This window comes from Planctomycetaceae bacterium (assembly GCA_041398785.1).
GTDB lineage: Bacteria > Planctomycetota > Planctomycetia > Planctomycetales > Planctomycetaceae > JAWKUA01.
In genome coordinates, this window is sequence record JAWKUA010000002.1 from 463,667 (window position 1) to 481,427 (window position 17,761).

Annotated in this window: 10 protein-coding genes and 1 tRNA gene; 8 read left to right on the plus strand and 3 right to left on the minus strand. The window is 60.4% G+C overall.

Annotated elements, in window-relative coordinates:
• Nucleotides 1-20 precede the first annotated feature (20 nt).
• The 6 genes from cpaB (at nt 21) to R3C19_03945 (ending at nt 8,712) form a co-directional block, all read left to right on the plus strand.
• Nucleotides 21-1,010, plus strand: coding sequence for a Flp pilus assembly protein CpaB (gene cpaB / locus R3C19_03920; protein ID MEZ6059491.1), 990 nt, complete (start codon nt 21-23; stop codon nt 1,008-1,010).
• A gap of 238 nt (nt 1,011-1,248) precedes the next feature.
• On the plus strand, nt 1,249-2,502 hold the full coding sequence (locus tag R3C19_03925) for a hypothetical protein (GenBank protein MEZ6059492.1): 1,254 nt from the start codon (nt 1,249-1,251) through the stop codon (nt 2,500-2,502).
• 287 nt (nt 2,503-2,789) lie between these two features.
• Nucleotides 2,790-4,112: a CpaF family protein gene (locus tag R3C19_03930; GenBank protein MEZ6059493.1), complete on the plus strand. Its 1,323-nt coding sequence runs from the start codon at nt 2,790-2,792 to the stop codon at nt 4,110-4,112.
• 157 nt (nt 4,113-4,269) lie between these two features.
• The gene (locus R3C19_03935; protein ID MEZ6059494.1) at nt 4,270-5,133 is read left to right on the plus strand and encodes a type II secretion system F family protein; all 864 of its coding nucleotides are present in this window, start codon (nt 4,270-4,272) and stop codon (nt 5,131-5,133) included.
• A gap of 171 nt (nt 5,134-5,304) precedes the next feature.
• Nucleotides 5,305-6,534, plus strand: coding sequence for a type II secretion system F family protein (locus tag R3C19_03940; protein MEZ6059495.1), 1,230 nt, complete (start codon nt 5,305-5,307; stop codon nt 6,532-6,534).
• A 444-nt stretch (nt 6,535-6,978) separates the two neighbouring features.
• Nucleotides 6,979-8,712, plus strand: coding sequence for a sialidase family protein (locus R3C19_03945; protein ID MEZ6059496.1), 1,734 nt, complete (start codon nt 6,979-6,981; stop codon nt 8,710-8,712).
• 63 nt (nt 8,713-8,775) lie between these two features.
• On the opposite strand, the gene R3C19_03950 is transcribed toward R3C19_03945, so the two are convergent.
• Nucleotides 8,776-8,849, minus strand: a tRNA-Arg gene (locus tag R3C19_03950).
• A 496-nt stretch (nt 8,850-9,345) separates the two neighbouring features.
• On the opposite strand from R3C19_03950, the gene R3C19_03955 reads away from it, so the two are divergent.
• Together R3C19_03955 and R3C19_03960 are read left to right on the plus strand one after the other, a co-directional pair.
• Nucleotides 9,346-12,135 (plus strand): PSD1 and planctomycete cytochrome C domain-containing protein, encoded by a 2,790-nt coding sequence (locus R3C19_03955; GenBank protein MEZ6059497.1) that lies wholly within the window; start codon nt 9,346-9,348, stop codon nt 12,133-12,135.
• Nucleotides 12,136-12,144: 9 nt separating this feature from the next.
• Entirely contained in the window at nt 12,145-13,659 is a 1,515-nt protein-coding gene (locus R3C19_03960) for a DUF1501 domain-containing protein (GenBank protein ID MEZ6059498.1), read from the plus strand.
• A gap of 210 nt (nt 13,660-13,869) precedes the next feature.
• On the opposite strand, the gene R3C19_03965 is transcribed toward R3C19_03960, so the two are convergent.
• Together R3C19_03965 and R3C19_03970 are read right to left on the minus strand one after the other, a co-directional pair.
• The gene (locus R3C19_03965) at nt 13,870-16,098 is read right to left on the minus strand and encodes a Tex family protein (GenBank protein MEZ6059499.1); all 2,229 of its coding nucleotides are present in this window, start codon (nt 16,096-16,098) and stop codon (nt 13,870-13,872) included.
• Between the two features lie 214 nt (nt 16,099-16,312).
• A complete protein-coding gene (locus R3C19_03970) occupies nt 16,313-17,749 on the minus strand; it encodes a DUF1501 domain-containing protein (protein MEZ6059500.1) in 1,437 nt (478 codons plus the stop codon).
• Nucleotides 17,750-17,761: the final 12 nt, after the last annotated feature.

A 17,761-nucleotide genomic window follows, 5' to 3' on the forward strand; every position in this document is an offset into this window, starting at 1 on the left:
TCAGGTTCAGGAGAACTGTTGTGAAGCTCACTCCCTGGCTTTTGACCGTCGCCGCGTTTGTCATCGTTGCCGCACTGGCGGCGGGTTTCTTCGTGAAGAAGCTGTGGGCCGCTCAGCCGGAACCGGTTGCTGTTGAAACCCGGCAGCAGGTTCCCATGGCGGTGACCGATATTCGGCCCGGCACGGTCGTGCAGCGTCAGCATCTGGGACTGGGACCGGCCGCCCGGGAAGAAGTCAATCAGCACCGCGACACGATTCTGTCGATTGATACGCTGGTGGGACGCATCGCCCGCGAAGCGATTCCCGCTGCCGTGCCGCTGCGAGCATCCTACTTCTATCCGGCCGGTGAAGGCCCGGAACTGACGGTTTCCAATCCGGACATGCGTGCTGTGGCCGTCAATGTTCAGGATGAAACCGAAATGGTCAGCGGCCTGATCAAGCCAGGCAACCATGTCGACGTCTTCATGACCGTCGATCGTCAGCCGACAACCGGCGGTCGAGTCCGGGGCTCCGGCGGAATGCTGCTGAAGCTGTTCGACGGCGTCAAAGTGCTGGCCATCGACGGACGCTACACGCCGTCACAGAATTCCAATCGCGAACAGAACAACGTCGTGCTGGAACTGACTCAGCGACAGCAGGAAATCATGGTTCTGGCCAAGAGCAAGGGGGAGATCTCCCTGACGTTCAACCCCAACGGCCCCGGCAATGGCGGCGTCAGCGTTGAATCGTCGCGTCAGAATCGTGTCACGCTGGACGAACTGCTGGGAATTGAAGACACCGACGATTCGCCGTTCGTCACTGAACAGTTCCGCGATGGCGGCCGCGCTGACGCCTTTTACGATGAAGATGGCCGCCCCGTTCGCCGCAACGGTGACGTGCAGGGCGGAGGCACGCAGTTGCAGAACACCGGTTCCTACGGCGGGTGGAGCACGACGTCGAACAATCAGGACGCCGTCAACATGGGTAATGATCGTACAGCAGACTCCCGGTCCATGGCCCTTGGCATGTGATTTCCGGACGGTCTGAGCCGAATGCTGCCGTCCGATTCCTGAGTGCCTGGAATCGGTGGTGCCTGACCGGCTGCTGATAAGTCGTGTCGGTAATGCCGAAGGCATGGACTTCACCTGAATCCATGCCGGTCCTGGAAAGTTCCCGACACCTGTTTCCCTGCTCAGTTCAGGAACAACGGCAAAGCCAGCGGCACATCGCGCCCTGGCTTTTTCGTTTTCCGCCTTCGGTGTCGCAATCATGATTTCACGATTGACTCGCCCTTGTGCCGCAGACCGGCAGGCTCGACGGGGATCTCTGAGCGTTCTCAGCGTGTTCGCCATTGTGGCGTGCGGCGTTTGCGTTGCTCTGGTGGTGAATAGCAGCTATCTGTCGGTCGTTCGGTCGGAGGCACAGCAGTGTTCCGAAGCGGCGGCGCTGGCTGGCTGCCGAAGCCTGCTCTGCGATCAGATGTTGTGCCGGAACCAGCAACCGTTCGAGACCGAAGGTCGAATCGTCCAGTGCCGCCACACAGCAATTGAGGTGGCCAGCCTGTATCGCGCGGGAACGCGTCTTCCGATCCTGACGGAAAACGACATCACTGTCAGCCACCCCGGTACCTCCGGCGATTCCGGCAGCCAGGCGATGTCGCAGCAGCCCGGCGTTCCCGGCTTCGTCGAAGTCACGCTCAACAACAGCGCAACGCCGGATGCCTCCGGTCGATTATTTCTAAGCGGAATCACCGGAGTCGCGCGAGGCCAGGTTGTCGCCCGCGCAACAGCCGTGATGGAAAACCGGATTGCCGGATTCACCGCGCGATCCGGAAATGCGGTTCCGCTGGCTCCGTTTGCCGTGCCCGATGATTCCCGCCGGATTCAATCCGGCTGCTGGTCGGTGGACATTGAGCTGAATAAGGGAGCCGACAATTTTGCATGGTCAGAATCAAGCCAACGTGTCGAACGCGGCGGTGACCGATTGCCGGAGACGACACTGACGCTGGCGTTCGGCAGTTCGACACCGGCACCAGGGCGATTGCTGCCCGTCTATGTTGCGTCAACAGGGGCTGCGTCGCAGCCGCTTGTCACACAACTGCAGTCCGGCCTGTCGGCACAGCATCTTCAGTCACTTCCGAATTCCATGCTGACGTTTCCTGCCAGCGGAAGGGCCGCTACAGACGACGCGTCGTCCGCCAGCCAGGTCGCCGCTGCTTTTGAGACAATGATTGGCAGCGTCCGGATCTTTCCGGCAGCCGACACCGCACAAAACAGCAGCGTGACCGCCGAAAACAATGAAGCGGACTCCGGCAGCGCTGCTGCAACGCCGGCGACGGCAAGTGGCGTCCCGCTGACTCGCGCGGTCGCTGCTCGCATCATGAACGTCCGCCGAGGCAGCAGCAACGATGTGCAGATCACGCTGCAGCCCGCCGTTATCAGCACCGCCACCGCAGTGGTCGGCAACACCGCCTCCGCCACGCCGCCGAATCCCTACATCTGGAAAATTGTGCTGGCGAAATAGCGGTTCCGCACTGCGATTCACGCTGCTTCCACCGCCCGAATTCCCGTGAAGGCCGCGACTTCGCTGCCGTCGAAGGAAGCGAACGGCGGAAAGACCGGCAGACTCCCGCGGGCTCGCCATTGAACGGCTGCCGATTGTGCCGTCTCGCGGCAATAGTTGCGTGAAGACGACTGCGCCAGGCGCTGCAGACAGTTTCAATCTCAGTCCCTCCGCACTCGATAACCAGAACACGGGATTCCCCCAAGCGGATCGAAGTCCGGCATTCTCAAAGACTCCAGGAACTACCGATGGTCACTGCCTCCCGTTCTGTACTCAGCTCGCCGCGCGACTTCCAGCGACTGAAGACAAGTCTGCATCGACAGATGGTGGACGTGATTGATTTCTCCCGCGCGGAGTCGCTGAACGAAAATGAACTGCGGCAGCAGCTGAAGGGCCTGGCGGAGTACCTCTGTTCGCGCCAGGACGTCAACCTGACCGGCCAGCAGCGTGAATCCATGGTCAGCGAGATCATGGATGAGATCTATGGCTTCGGTCCGCTCGAACCGCTGATGCTCGACGACGAAATCACCGACGTGCTGGTCAACGGCCCGGACCGAGTGCTGGTGGAACGCAATGGCCGGCTGGAATCCACCGACGTCAAATTCGCTGACGAACAGCACCTGCTGCAGCTCATTCACCGCCTTGTTGGTCGAGCGGGACGTCGCATCGACGAATCGAATCCCATCGTGGACGCGCGCCTGCCGGACGGTTCACGATTCAACGCCGTCATCCGGCCGCTGGCACTTGCCGGACCCACGGTTTCCATTCGCCGGTTCGGAAAGCACCGCCTGACGATCGAGGACATGATTCAATACGGCTCGCTGGCTCCCGCGATGGCCGATTTTCTGATTCTGGCCGTGCGCGGACGCATGAACCTGATCCTCAGCGGAGGAACCGGTGCCGGCAAGACAACTCTGCTGAACTGTATCAGCCGCTTCATTCCGGAATCGCAGCGAGTCGTGACCATCGAAGAAACGGCCGAACTGCTGCTGCAGCAAAAAGACGTCATTCCACTGGAAACACGCCTGCCGAACATGGAAGGCAAGGGTGCCGTGACTCAGCGCGATCTGCTGAGAAACGCTCTGCGAATGCGGCCAGACCGAATCATCGTCGGTGAATCCCGCGGCAGCGAAGTGCTGGACATGCTGCAGGCCATGAACACCGGCCACGACGGTTCCATGAGCACCGTACACGCCAACAATACCCGCGAGACTCTGGACCGGCTGGAACTGATGGTTGCCCTGTCCGGTTCGGAACTGCCTGCGCAGATCGCGCGGCAGTACATCGCCAACGCCCTGGACATCATCATTCACGTCACCCGGCTGCATACGGGAGAACGTCGCGTAACGCGAATTTCCGAGGTCGCCGGAATCAAGAACGGTGAATACCAGGTGGAAGACCTGTTCGTCTATCGGCTGACCGGCGAAAAGGACGGCCACGCCGTCGGCGCCTTCTATGCCACCGGACACGAACCGCTGGCCCTGCGACGTCTGGCCCTGACCGGAATCGACGTGGAACAATACAAGCCGCTGTTCGCACCCCGCGAACTGTCCATGAAACCAGCCAACTGACCCGCGAAACAATCCTCCCGACCGGGGCAGGGCACGCGTCGAATCGCCGGCGGTCAGAAATTTCCGCGGCCCTGAACGCGCGACCGCCGGCTGCTCCCGCCGGTCCGGGTTACGACAATTTCAGAATCAGAGTCCGACGACTCGGAGTCATCAACACATGCTCGCACAAGCTCAGGCCCATCGACCGATGCCCGCGCGACCGGCCTTTCGCGGCATCCTGAAAGAAGATGTCCGCTACGCCGTCGGCAACGAAAACAGCACCTCCGACGCCGTCAACGGCTGGTTCGACCGGCTGATGCTGCAGTCCGGAATCGAAACCGCGCCGTCGGTCTGGCTGTCACTGTGTGTCGTCAGCGGACTCGCCTTCGGCGGCACCATGTTTCTGGTCACGGAGCAGTTTCTGCTGACGGCGTTCGCTGCCATCGCGGGCATGGCGCTGCCGCTGGGCATCGCTATGCTGATGCGTTCGCGGCGTCAGAAACAGATCATGGAACAATTACCCGCCGCCGCCGAAGAACTGGCGCGTGCTGCCAGAACCGGCCGTAACGTGGAAAACTCGTTTCTCGCCGTGGCCGCCGATACTCCGGCACCACTCGGCAGTGAACTGCGACTTGCCGCGCGACGCACCGAAATGGGCATCGACCTGGCCAGCGCCGTTCGTGATCTTCCGGAACGCACCGGAGTCAGCACACTGACAATGCTGACGTCCGCCATCGGAGTCCACCAGGACACCGGCGGAGACCTGGTCAGCGTGCTGGAACGCATGGCGACATCCGTCCGCGACCGGCTGCATTTCAATCGACGCCTGCGGGCCGCAACAATCGCCAGCCGCCTGGGAGCCACCATGATGCTGGTCATTCCGCCGGCCGTCGTCGCCTTCTATCTGTTTCGAGATCCGAACTACCTGCAAAACCTGATGGCATCGTATTGGGGAAGACTGTCCCTGTTTCTCGCAATCGGACTGCAGATCATCGGTGCGACGCTGGTCTATCGAATCCTGCGAAACAGCGGACGGTTCTGATTCCGAATCCTATATCGAAAAAACGGCCAGGATTGGTCTTCCACCGAATACCAAACCGCGGCATGACAGACCCGCAGCCCGACACGCACAGGGCGAAGTCTGCCGACAAGTTCATCAACTGAATGCCGCAGCCTGGCCGGACGAATACTGCTGCCAGCCGGAGATCTGAACATGTACACGTGGATCATTATCGCCGTTGCCGCAATCGCCGGCTGCATGGCTCTGTTTCGAATCGCTCTCCGAGGCAAAGAGAATTCGGGTGAAGCCTTTCGCCGTCGGAAAGGCGTCCCGTCCGTTTTCGGTACCGACAGCGATTCCGCGGCGGATGCGAACGTGGCATCTGCGCCGCTGATGAACATCGCTGCCGAAGACCGGCATGCGACCGCAAGTCCGGTGCAGACTCCGACGGCTGCCGCCGCACAGGGCTCCCCCACAGTCGCGCGCGTTTCCGGAAATTCCACCTGGGGCGACCGAAAACTGTTCTCCGGTTTCCGAGGTATCCTGAACGATGACGGAAACGGCCTGGCGTCGATCGAACCCGAACAACTGCCGATGAACGAAGATCAGATGGTCTTCGGTTCACTCACGCCCGGCCTGGCGGAACTTCTCCCGGAAACAAAAGCCCGCCGGGAAACTCAGCGTCAGAACCTGCTGGCCGCCGGCTTCCAGTCGCGAGCTGCCTGGATCAACCTGAACGCTATTCGATTTTCGCTCGTGTTCCTGTCGATCGTCGTCGTGCTGATCTGGCTGAACATGGCTCCGCCCGCGCTGGAACCCTGGCTGATGGCCGCACTCATTGCAGCTCCGCTGCTGGCATGGGCTGTGCCGCCGCTTTGGGTCAGCGCAAAAGCCGCCGATCGCAGAATCGATATCGAACGAGGTCTGCCGGACGTCATGGACATGCTGAACATGGGTGTCAGCCAGGGACTGACCGTTCCGTCAGCACTGCGTCGAGTCGGCCATGAACTCAGCTCCTCACAGCCGGCCCTGGCTTCCGAACTGAAGATGGTCAATCAGCAGACAGCCGTCGGTTCACTCAGCCAGGCACTGAAGAACTTTGCGAAGCGCATTGATTCGCCCGAAGTTAGCTCGTTCACATCACTGCTGATTCAGTCCGAAGCGACCGGTACCAGCGTGACGCGAGCGCTCAGCGAATACAGCGACAGCATGCGGAATTCGCTGCGGGAACGAGCGGACTCGCGAGCCAACGCGGCTTCCTTCAAGCTGCTGTTTCCCGTCGCGCTGTGCCTGATGCCGTCCGTGTTCCTGTTTCTGCTGGGACCAGCCATCGTCAACGTCAATGACTTCCTGGACAACACGGCCAACCAGTTGATGAACGATCGCAGCGACGCCCTGGATTCGCTGGACGTTCAGCCATATTCCCGCAACGGCAGCATCTGACCGCCCCTTCGACAGCACGCAGGCTCCCCCGGCCACAACAGGACCGCGCGCACAAGCGCCGGAGTCACGAACGCCGCGTGGCAGCAGATTCGGCGCACTCGCGCTGACGGGAATGCCAACCGCATCTGCTGGTTTACGGAATCACGGCGTTCGTGCGATTGCCCGTTAATGAGCAGCTGAGCCAACTCTGGCAATCGATCCTGAAGGTGTGGCGGCAAGCGACAGTTGCACCGCGATTCAGAACGCGAATGAAAAGGCGCTGCCTGTTTCAAACTCGACATCTGCCCGCCGCTTTTCGACAATCCACCCGCGGGCACAATCACGCGGAAATGCGGGCGTGTCGTGAGCCATCTCCCAGGCTGGTCGATCCAACCACTGCCCGTGCTGCGTGACGTCGATCTGTGTGCGTACCACACGGTTCCACTTTGGTCTGGGGAAAGCACGATGAGGCGGCAGACAAGTCCCGTTGAATGTCCCGGCTTCAGTCGTCCAGTCAAGTGGGAGTGTCGCCTGAAGGCAGCGCTGCGATCGGCACTTTTCACACTGGCGCTGTTTTGGAACCTTGTGGCACCGGTCGCTGCCGCCGACTCGAAGATTGAGATCACTGCCAGTGTGAGACAGCCGGTTCATCCGGCGTTGATCCGCAACGAACACAGCCCGCTGATGCGCGTCGTGATCGACATCGCGGAGGCGCAGGACGTGACGTTTCACGGACTGACGGTTTCGCTGGCCGGCACGGACGACCTCAGCGATCTTGAGTCGCTCGCTCTATACTTCACACAGGACCAGGATTCGTTTTCCGCTGCGAATCCCGTGGGCGGACCTCAGCCCCCCGCGGATACGATCACATTCCCCGGCGAGCACCCGCTGCGGCCGGGCCGGAATGTCTTCTGGGTGTCCTGCCGGCTCAGGGATTCGGCCCGCCTGCAGCACCAGATCGTCGCGTTATGCACTTCGATCGCAACGTCGGCCGGCGATGTCACACCGCGAAACGACGCGGCCAATTCAAAGCATCGCATCGGCATTGCTCTCCGCAGGCACAACGACGACGGTGTTCACACTTACCGCATCCCCGCACTCACGACGACGACGAAGGGCACGTTGCTCTGCGTGTACGACATGCGGCGACGCATGGGCCGTGATCTGCAGGAAGACATCGACATCGGCCTCAGTCGCAGCACGGACGGCGGCGCGACCTGGGAACCGGTCCGCGTCATCATGGACATGGGTGAGTACGGCGGCCTGCCACAGGAACAAAACGGCTGCAGCGATCCGGGAATCATCGTTGATCAACAAACGGGTGAGATCTTTTGCTTTGCCGTCTGGATGAACGGCAAGCCCGGCAAGCACCAATGGAACGACGACGGCTCGGAGCCCGGCTTCGATATCGGCAGGGCCGCTCAGTTCATGATGGTTCATTCGAAGGACGACGGACTCACATGGTCGCAGCCGGAAAATCTCACGCGGAAACTGAAGGACGAGTCGTGGTGGTTGTTTGCTCCGTCGCCGCAGTCGGGATTTTGCCTGCCCGACGGAACACTGGTCATGCCCGTCGAGGGCCGCAGCGGTCGGGAGCCTTCGGCGACGTTCGCGACACTGATGATCAGCCGCGATCATGGCCAAACCTGGAACGTCGGCAATCCGGGCATCACCAGCGGCAACGAATGCCAGGCCGCGCTGCTGGGAGACGGTTCAATCATGCTTAACGTACGCAATGATCAAGAACGATTCCGGGCGGTCGCCGTGACGAAGGATCTCGGGCAGACATGGCGGGAACACCCCACCAGCCGCAACACACTGATCGAACCGAACTGCAATGGAAGTCTCCTGCGGTTCGACTACGATCGCAAAGGTCAGCAGCAACACGTGCTGCTGTTTGCAAATCCGCATTCCCGGGAAGGCCGCACGCATCACACGGTGCAGGTCAGCTTTGACGATGGAATGACCTGGCCCGATTCGCATCACTGGCTGCTGGATGAAGGCCGCGGCGCCGGCTATCCAAGTCTCACGCGCGTTGACGGCGAGCACGTCGGAATCGTCTATGAGGGCAGCCAGTCGCACCTGGTGTTTGAGAAGCTGGCGATCGTCGATCTGCTCGATCCGACGCGCCGATCCCGAAAGCCAAACCCTTTGACAGCGCCGCCGCATTCACTGCCGCCAGGGAACCGAAACCCGTGACCAGTTGAAACCACCCAGCGAGAAGCAGGCACGAGCCCGTGCCGAACGATCGAAAAAAAACAGTACCCCCGGCGAGATTCGAACTCACGACCTTCGGTTTAGGAAACCGACGCTCTATCCTGCTGAGCTACGGGGGCTGGTTGGTGGCTTGTGGCGTCTTGTGTTGAAGTGCTCGATTGGCGGGTTTGGTGCCAGCGTTCGGCGACGCGGAAAAAGCAAGTGTCCGCCATTGTCCGCAGTGACACGATATCAGGAAATCACGTTGATGCCACTGCCTCCATACGTCGAAATCACGCTCCGTGCGGTCCAGCGGGCATAGGCCTGCAGGCCGGCCGATCCGAATTGATGCCTTGCGCGTGACATGCCGGTTTGCGTTCTCCGTCGGCCTGGAATTCAGAATTCTCTGCTGCCGGGAGGCGCTGCTGATTCCTGATGCTGTCGCATCGCTCGATCCGTCCCGGTACTGTTGACAACAAAGTGTGGAGCGGAGCCGGGGTCGAGAAAATTCTCATAACCACGGAAACTTGCGATCAGGGGTTTTTCGATCACGATCTGGACGCTGGCGGTTGTCACTATGTAAAAGGAAGGTTCCGCGCTCCCGTTCGATCCTTCCTTCCCGCAATTCCTCTGACGATGTTCCGAATCCAACTGTACATTTTGATTGCGGTGCTGTGTCCCGTCTGGCAGAGCACAGTCGGGGCAGACGATGAAGGTCCCGGTGGCGTCGGACAGGTCGACTTCGAAACAGATGTCCGCCCGCTGCTGCGAGCGAAGTGCTTTGCCTGTCATGGTGAGGAAGCTCAGGAAAGTCATCTTCGGCTCGATCGCAGAGCGTCAATGCTGCGAGGCGGCGATTCCGGAGAGCCGGCGATCGCGCCTGGAAACAGTGACAAAAGTCACCTGGTTCAGTTGGTCAGCGAGTCGCAACCGGGCAGGCTGATGCCGCCGGATGAATCAGATCGGCTGAATTCCGGCGAAATCGATGTGCTGCGGCGATGGATTGATCAGGGAGCGCCGTGGCCGGGTACCGACGGCGCGGTGAATGAGGAACCGCTGACATCGGATCACTGGTCGTTTCAGCCGGTCGGTCACATTCAGCCACCCTCCGTCGACGATCTGCGGGACGGCAGCACGTGGGTCGCGAACGGAATCGACGCGTTTGTGCTGCGAAAGCTGGCCGAACATTCGCTGGCGCCGAATCCACAAGCCCGCCGGGCGGAACTGATCCGGCGGGTGTCGCTGGACATGCTGGGACTCCCGCCGTCACCCGAGGAAGTCCGGGAGTTCGTCAGTGGCGACGGCAACGCATACAGTGCGCTCGTGGAAGATGTCCTGGCGGATCCGCGGTACGGCGAACGCTGGGCTCGCTATTGGCTGGATTTGGTGAGATTCGCGGAAACAAACGGCTTTGAGACCAATCGCGAACGTCCCAACGCGTGGCCTTACCGCGACTACGTCATTCGTGCTCTGAACGAAGACAAGCCGTACGATGACTTCTTAAGAGAGCAGATCGCCGGAGATGCGCTGGGAGTTCCCGTGGCAACCAGCTATCTGGTCGCAGGACCGTACGATCTGGTTAAGAGTCCGGACATCAATCTGACGCTGATGCAGCGCCAGAACGAACTTGACGACATGATCAACACCACGGGCACCGCCTTTTTGGGACTCACGCTCGGCTGCGCGCGGTGCCACAATCACAAGTTCGATCCGATTCGCCAGACGGATTACTACTCTCTGCAGGCTGTATTTGCCGGTGTTGAGCACGGTGATCGCACTCTTCCGCTGACAGCGAAGCAGCAGACGGAACTGGAAGAGATCGATCGCACGCTCGTTCGTTTGCGGGATCAGCTCAGGCCATTCGCGAAGGACAAAGGCCTCATTCGTGAGTCTGTGAATTCTGAACGCAACGAAGAACTGTTCGAGCCTCGCAGCGTACGCTTCGTCCGGTTCACGATCGAAGCGACAAATTCGTCGGAACCGTGCATCGACGAACTCGAGATCTTCAGCGGAGCAAACAACGTTGCGCTGGCGTCGACGGGCGCGACAGCAACGTGTTCGAGCGCTCTGCCCGGATACGAGATTCACAAACTGGAACATGTCAATGACGGACTGTTCGGGAATGCTCACAGTTGGATTTCGAACGAAGCCGGCCGCGGATGGATCGCGATTGAACTTCCTGAACCAACGGTCATTGACCGCATCGTGTGGGCCAGAGACCGTGAAGGCCGATTTCGTGACCGCGTCGCGACTCGTTATGTGATTGAGGCCGCGGTCGAACCGGGAGAATGGACAACGCTCTCATCGTCAGCAGACCGCGTCCCGTTCACTGACGGCACACCTGCAAAGCCGGAATACGATTTCGAAAAATTTCCCGAAGCGCGAGCGCTGGCCGAGCAGGTTCAGGAACTTGAGGATCGGAAGAGCGATCTGAATGATTCGATGACGGTGTACGCCGGCACGTTTCGGCAGCCCGGCCCGACTCACCGCCTGTTTCGCGGCGAACCCATGGAACAGCGAGAACAGGTCACCCCAGGAACCGTCGCCGCACTGGGATCACTGAACCTGACGGAAGCGACGCTGGAACAACAGCGCCGTCTGGCTCTGGCCGAATGGATTGCTTCCCCCCAAAACCCACTCACCGCAAGAGTGATCGCGAATCGGGTCTGGCAGTTTCATTTCGGCAGGGGACTCGTCGCGACGCCCAGTGATTTCGGCGCCGCCGGAGTACCGCCGACTCATCCGGAACTGCTCGACTGGCTGGCCCGCGAACTCATGGACAACAACTGGTCGCTCAAACATCTGCATCGACTCATCCTGAATTCCGCGACTTACGGACAAAGCAGTCTGCCGCGAGCCGAGGCACTTCAGGTGGATGCAGCAACGCAGTGGTGGTGGCGGTTTCCTCCCCGCCGGCTGGAGGCGGAGCCGATTCGGGACAGCATTCTGTCTGTCACCGGCGTTCTCGACAGCCGCATGTTCGGACCAGGATTCAGCGGATTTGAAGTCGAGCTGGAGAATGTTCGGCACTACTTTCCGAAGAAGAGCTACGGGCCGGATGACTGGCGGCGCATGATCTATATGACAAAGGTGAGGCTGGAACGGGAGTCCGTGTTTGGAGTCTTCGATTGCCCCGATGCGGCGACTTCAGTGCCGGATCGAAGCCGTTCAACGACACCGTTGCAGGCTCTGAATTTGTTTAACAGCCAGTTCATGCTGCAGCAGTCGGAATTGCTGGCGCAGCGTCTGCGGCGCGAATGCGGCGATGATCGGGACGACCAGGTCACTCGCGCGTATTGGCTGTGCTATGGCCGAAGTCCGGAGGCGGCCGAACTGTCGGACGCCGGGGCGTTCGCCGACGCACACGGTATGAACGCGTTTTGCCGGGCAATGCTGAACAGCAACGAATTTGTTTTTCTGCAATAGAGGCTTGTGATGCAGCCGCGTTCGGACGAAATAACCGGTCGTCATCTGCTGAATCGTCGAGGCTTTCTTGACCACTCCGCAACGGCACTCAGCGGCATGGCACTCGCGATGATGCTCGGGGAACAGGGCCTGCTGAAAGCGGACGACGGAAAGCTCGCCACCGTCAGCGGGCGTGCTCCGATTCGTCCGGATATCGATCCGGCACACCCGTTTGCTTCGCGGCAGCCGCATTTTCCGGCGGCCGCAAAGCGAGTTTTGGTGATCTTCTGTTCGGGAGCCTGCAGCCACGTCGACACATTCGACTTCAAGCCGGAACTGATTGCGCGGCACGGCCAGCCGCTGCCCGGCGCAGACAGCCTGATCACGTTTCAGGGAGAGCAGGGCAATGTCACTCGCAGCCCGTGGTCGTTTCAGCCGCGGGGTGAATGCGGAAAGATGATTTCGGATCTGGTGCCGCACCTGGGTTCACTGGCCGACGACATTTGCTTTCTGCATTCTCTGAAGGGAAAGACAAACACGCACGGGCCGGGCGAAAACTATATGTCCACCGGCTTCACGCTCGACGGCTTTCCCAGCATCGGCGCCTGGTCGACGTATGCCCTCGGCACGGAAAACGAAAATCTTCCCGCGTACGTGGCGATTCCGGATCCGCGCGGGACACCGCAGAATTCGGTCAACAACTGGGGACCGGGATTCCTGCCGGCCGCGTTTCAGGGCACCGACTTCAATACGTCGCTGCCCATCCGCAACCTCGCGCGGCCAGATTCCGTTTCGGAAGCAACGGACACCGGAACCCGTGATTTCCTGAAACGCCTGAACGATCGGCACCTGGAACGATTTCCCGGCGACACCGAACTTGCCGCACGGATTTCCAGCTACGAACTCGCGGCACGGATGCAGCTTAGCATTCCGGAAATCCGCGATCTGTCGACCGAATCCGCGTCGACGCTGGCGATGTACGGCGCCGACGATACCGAGAACTCACTCAAGGCGGCGTTCGCAAAAAACTGCATTCTCGCACGGCGACTGCTGGAACGGGGCGTTCGCTTCGTTCAGCTCTTCAACGGCGCCTATCAGACCGGCGGTGAAGGAGTCAGCAACTGGGACGGACACAAGGTCATTGAACAGCAATACAGCATTCACGGCCCGGTGCTGGATCAGCCCGCGGCAGCTTTGGTCCGCGATCTTCAGCAGCGAGGCCTGTTGAAAGATACGCTGGTCGTCTGGTGTACGGAATTCGGCCGGATGCCCACGTTTCAGAAGGGTGCCAGCGGGCGCGATCACAATCCGGAAGGGTTCACCTGCTGGCTGGCGGGCGCCGGCGTGAAGACTCCGTTCAGTTACGGAGCGACCGACGACTTCGGATACAAAGCCGTCGACAATATCGTCACGGTTCATGACTTCCATGCCACGATTCTGCACCTGCTGGGACTCGACCACGAGCGTCTGACGTTCTACTACAACGGCCTCGAACGACGCCTGACCGACGTCGAAGGCAATGCCGTGAAGGACATCCTGCTGTAGAGGCTGGCTCATTGCGTCACCCCGGGAGCCCAGGACCTTGACGGCAGAATTGCAAACTGCCTGTCCCCTTTCATTCGGCACGCTTGTAAGAGGACACGCACCGAAAGGAAGATCGCCGGACGTCTGTTGTCGTGGCAATTTGCGCCCGAAGCCAGCCCCGTTTCCGCAGTCTCATTGAACAGCCCGAGCTATTGGCGTCTGCCGCACGCCTTACGCCCTGCGGGACAGGCGAATTCGTTTTCGTGCGGCGTCGACCTCCAGCACCGTGACCGTGACGATGTCACCCACCGAGACCACTTTCGCCGGATCGCTGATGAAGTGATTGGCCAGTTGAGAGATGTGAACCAGGCCGTCCTGGTGGACTCCGATGTCGACGAAGGCTCCGAAGTGAGTCACGTTGGTCACAACACCTTCCAGCTTCATGCCTTCACTCAGATCGCTGATTTCGTGGATCCCTTCCGCGAATTGAGCGGCGCGGAATTCGGCTCGCGGGTCGCGGCCGGGTTTTGCGAGTTCGGCCAGAATGTCGCGGATCGTGAAGTCACCGGCGGACGAATCAACGAAGTCCTCCGGTCGCAGCTTTGACACCACAGCTGCGTTACCGACCAGATCTCTTGTCGACATCTGCAGCGCGGCGGCGATGCGGTCGACCGCGGGATAGCTTTCCGGATGAACGGCGGAGTTGTCCAGCGGCTGCCGTCCGTCGCGAATTCTGAGGAATCCCGCGCATTGCAGAAACGACTTTGCGCCCAATTTCGGAACGTTCAACAGGTCCTCCCGGCTGTCGAAGCGGCCGCAGGAATCGCGGTATTCCACAATTCGTTTGGCCAGTGCAGGCCCGATTCCGGCCACGAAGGACAACAGCGACGGACTGGCCGTGTTGACGTCGACACCGACCGCGTTGACGCACGATTCAACTTCGCGGTTCAGCGCCTTCTGCAACTGAGTCTGATTGACATCGTGCTGGTACTGGCCAACTCCAATGGCCTTCGGATCGATCTTGACGAGTTCGGCCAGAGGGTCCTGCAGGCGGTGAGCGATGCTGATTGCGCCGCGAACGGTGACATCCAGATCGGGGTATTCGGCGACGGCAAGCTCGCTGGCCGAGTACACGGAGGCTCCGGCTTCGCTGACAACAACTTTCGTCACCTGCAGATCGTGCTGACGAATCAGTGCGGTGACAAAGGCGTCAGTTTCCCGCGACGCGGTACCGTTTCCGATCGCAATCAGTTTGATGTTGTGCTGCGTGATCAGGTCCAGCAGAGTCTGCCCGGCACCGGCAACATCGTTCCGCGGCGGAGTCGGATAAACCGTTGTGCCGGTGAGATACTTTCCTGTGTCGTCCACGACCGCAACTTTGCAGCCGGTGCGAAAACCGGGATCCAGTCCCATGGTCACTCGCGGCCCGGCGGGAGCGGCCAGCAGAAGTTCGCGGATATTTCTGGCAAACACGCGAATGGCGTCGTCGTCGGACTTTTCCTTCAGGTTCTGCATGACAGCGGATTCGGCCGCGGGCAGCAGCAGCCGCCGGTAGCAGTCTTCGACAGTGTCGACGAGAGCCCGGACAAACTCGAAATTGAGGTTGCGGATCAGGCGCTGCCGCAATTTGTCGAGCACAAAGTCGTCGTCGATCGCGAGACTGGTTCGCAGAACGCCTTCCGCTTCACCGCGTTTCATGGCAAGAAACCGATGCGACGGAATTCTGTCGATGCGTTCGGTGTGATTGAAGTAGACGTCGAACTTGCCGACGGCGGCGCTGCGCTGTTCGCCCGCTTCGAGCGAGGAAGTACCAGCGCCGGTTGAAGCCGATCGCTTTCCGCGTTTGGCTCTCGAAACGATCTCGCCGCGTTCGGCTCGCTGCAGCATCCAGGCTCGCAGGTCGGCGTCTTCGGACCACGTTTCAGCCACAATATCGCAGGCTCCGGCGAGTGCGGCCGCCGTGTCGGGAACGTCGCGTGACGGATCGACGAAGCGCTGCAGGAACGAGTCCGCAGGCTGTTGCAGTCGCTGCTGCCGCAGCAGGACGTCCGCCAGCGGCTGAAGTCCTCGTTCGCGGGCGATGGATGCCCGCGTCCGGCGTTTGGGTTTGTAAGGCAGGTACAGGTCTTCCAGCCGCTGCCGCTGGTCACAGTCGAGAATCTGCCGCATCAGTGAATCGGTGAGCTGCCCCTGTTCGTCGATTGATCGCAGAACCGTCGCCTTTCGATCAGCCAGTTCACGCGCTTTGGTGACAGCGTCATCGATCACTCGCAACGCGACTTCGTCGAGCCCGCGAGTGGCCTCCTTCCGATAACGGGCGATGAACGGGATGGTATTGCCGTCGGCCAGCAGTTCGATCGCCCTGACAACCTGATGAGCAGAAACGCTTAGCTGCGCGGCAATGTTTGACGCGACGGTGGTGAGTTCGAAGACGTCGTCTTTGGAGGGTGTCGACGACATGTCGGTTCCGTTGGTAACTCACGACGGTAGACAGAAAAGCGCACTCTAACGCACCGATGGCCGATATGCAGAGGGCCGCGCAGAAACACAATTTGCAAAACTCCGGTTTCCGCCGCGCCTCCGCGTTCTCTGTGATCAAGTCACGCCGGCGTGCGCGGACCGGTTTCCCGCCTGCGCGGGAATGACGGGGAGATTGTCGCGGATTCGTCCGCGGTTACGCCATGATCGGCTCCACCAATTCACCATGCACGTCCGTTAGCCGGAAACGACGGCCCTGATATCGATAGGTCAACTGTTCGTGATCGATGCCGAGCAGGTGCAGCATCGTGGCGTGCAGGTCGTGAACGGAAACCGGATCGGTCGCAATGTTGTAGCACCATTCATCGGTTTCGCCGAAGCTCATACCCGGCCTGACGCCTCCTCCGGCGAGCCACATTGTGAAGCACCGGGGATGGTGGTCGCGGCCGAAGTTTTCCGTCAGATGACCCTGGCAGTAGTTCGTGCGACCGAATTCACCGCCCCAGACCACCAGCGTATCTTCCAGCAGACCTCGCTGCTTCAAATCGGCGATCAGCGCCGCCGCCGGCTGATCGGTTTCACGGCACTGCGTTCGAATGCCGCCGGGCAATCCGCCGTGCTGATCCCAGCCCGGGTGGTACAACTGAACAAAGCGAACACCGCGTTCGCACAGCCGCCGTGCAAGCAGGCAATTGGCCGCAAATGTGCCGGGCCGGCGAGCATCGTCGCCATAGCGTTCGAAAATGTGATCGGGCTCGGACGACAGGTCCGTCACTTCGGGAATCGACGTCTGCATTCGAAACGCCAGTTCGTGCTGAGCGATTTGAGTTTCAATTGCCGGATCAATGGCGTCTCGTTCCTGATGCTGGTGCAGAGCCTTCAGTGTGTCCAGCATGCGTCGTTTTGCGATTCCGTCGATCCCGTTCGGGTTGTTGACGTACAGCACGGGTTCAGTTCCCGCTCGAAAGCGGACGCCTTCGTGCTTCGACGGCAGGAACCCGCTTCCCCACAGGCGCGAGACCAGCGGCTGGCCGCCTTTGTCCCTTGTGACCATCACCACAAATGCCGGCAGATTCTGGTTCTCGGTGCCGAGACCATAGTCCAGCCAGGCTCCCATGCTGGGTCGGCCGGCGAACTGGGAACCGGTCTGCATGAAGGTAACTCCGGGACCGTGGTTGATCGCCGGTGTATGCATCGATTTCACGAAACATAACTCGTCAGCGATCTCCGCCGTGTGTGGCAGAATCTCACTCAGCCAGGCTCCGCTGTCGCCGTACTGCGCGAACTTGAACGGCGAACCGACGACGGGCAGAGTCGCCTGGTTACCGCTCATCGACGTCAGCCGTTGTCCCATGCGAACTTCGGACGGAAGCTCGGTGCCGTGCTTTTCATTCAGCAGCGGCTTGTAGTCGAACAGATCCATCTGCGACGGCCCGCCGCTTTGAAATAGCCAGATGACTCGCTTGGCCTTCGCGGTCAAGTGCGAAACGGCGGCACCAGCCTGACTGGACGCCAGCATTTCCGCTATCGCCAGTCCGCCAAGTCCCATGCCGAACTGCCGCAGAATGTGGCGTCGTGAAAGTCCGGCGGTGGGGGTGAAGCCGGTGCAACGGAGCAGGTTCGGGAAATTCATTGAAACACTTTC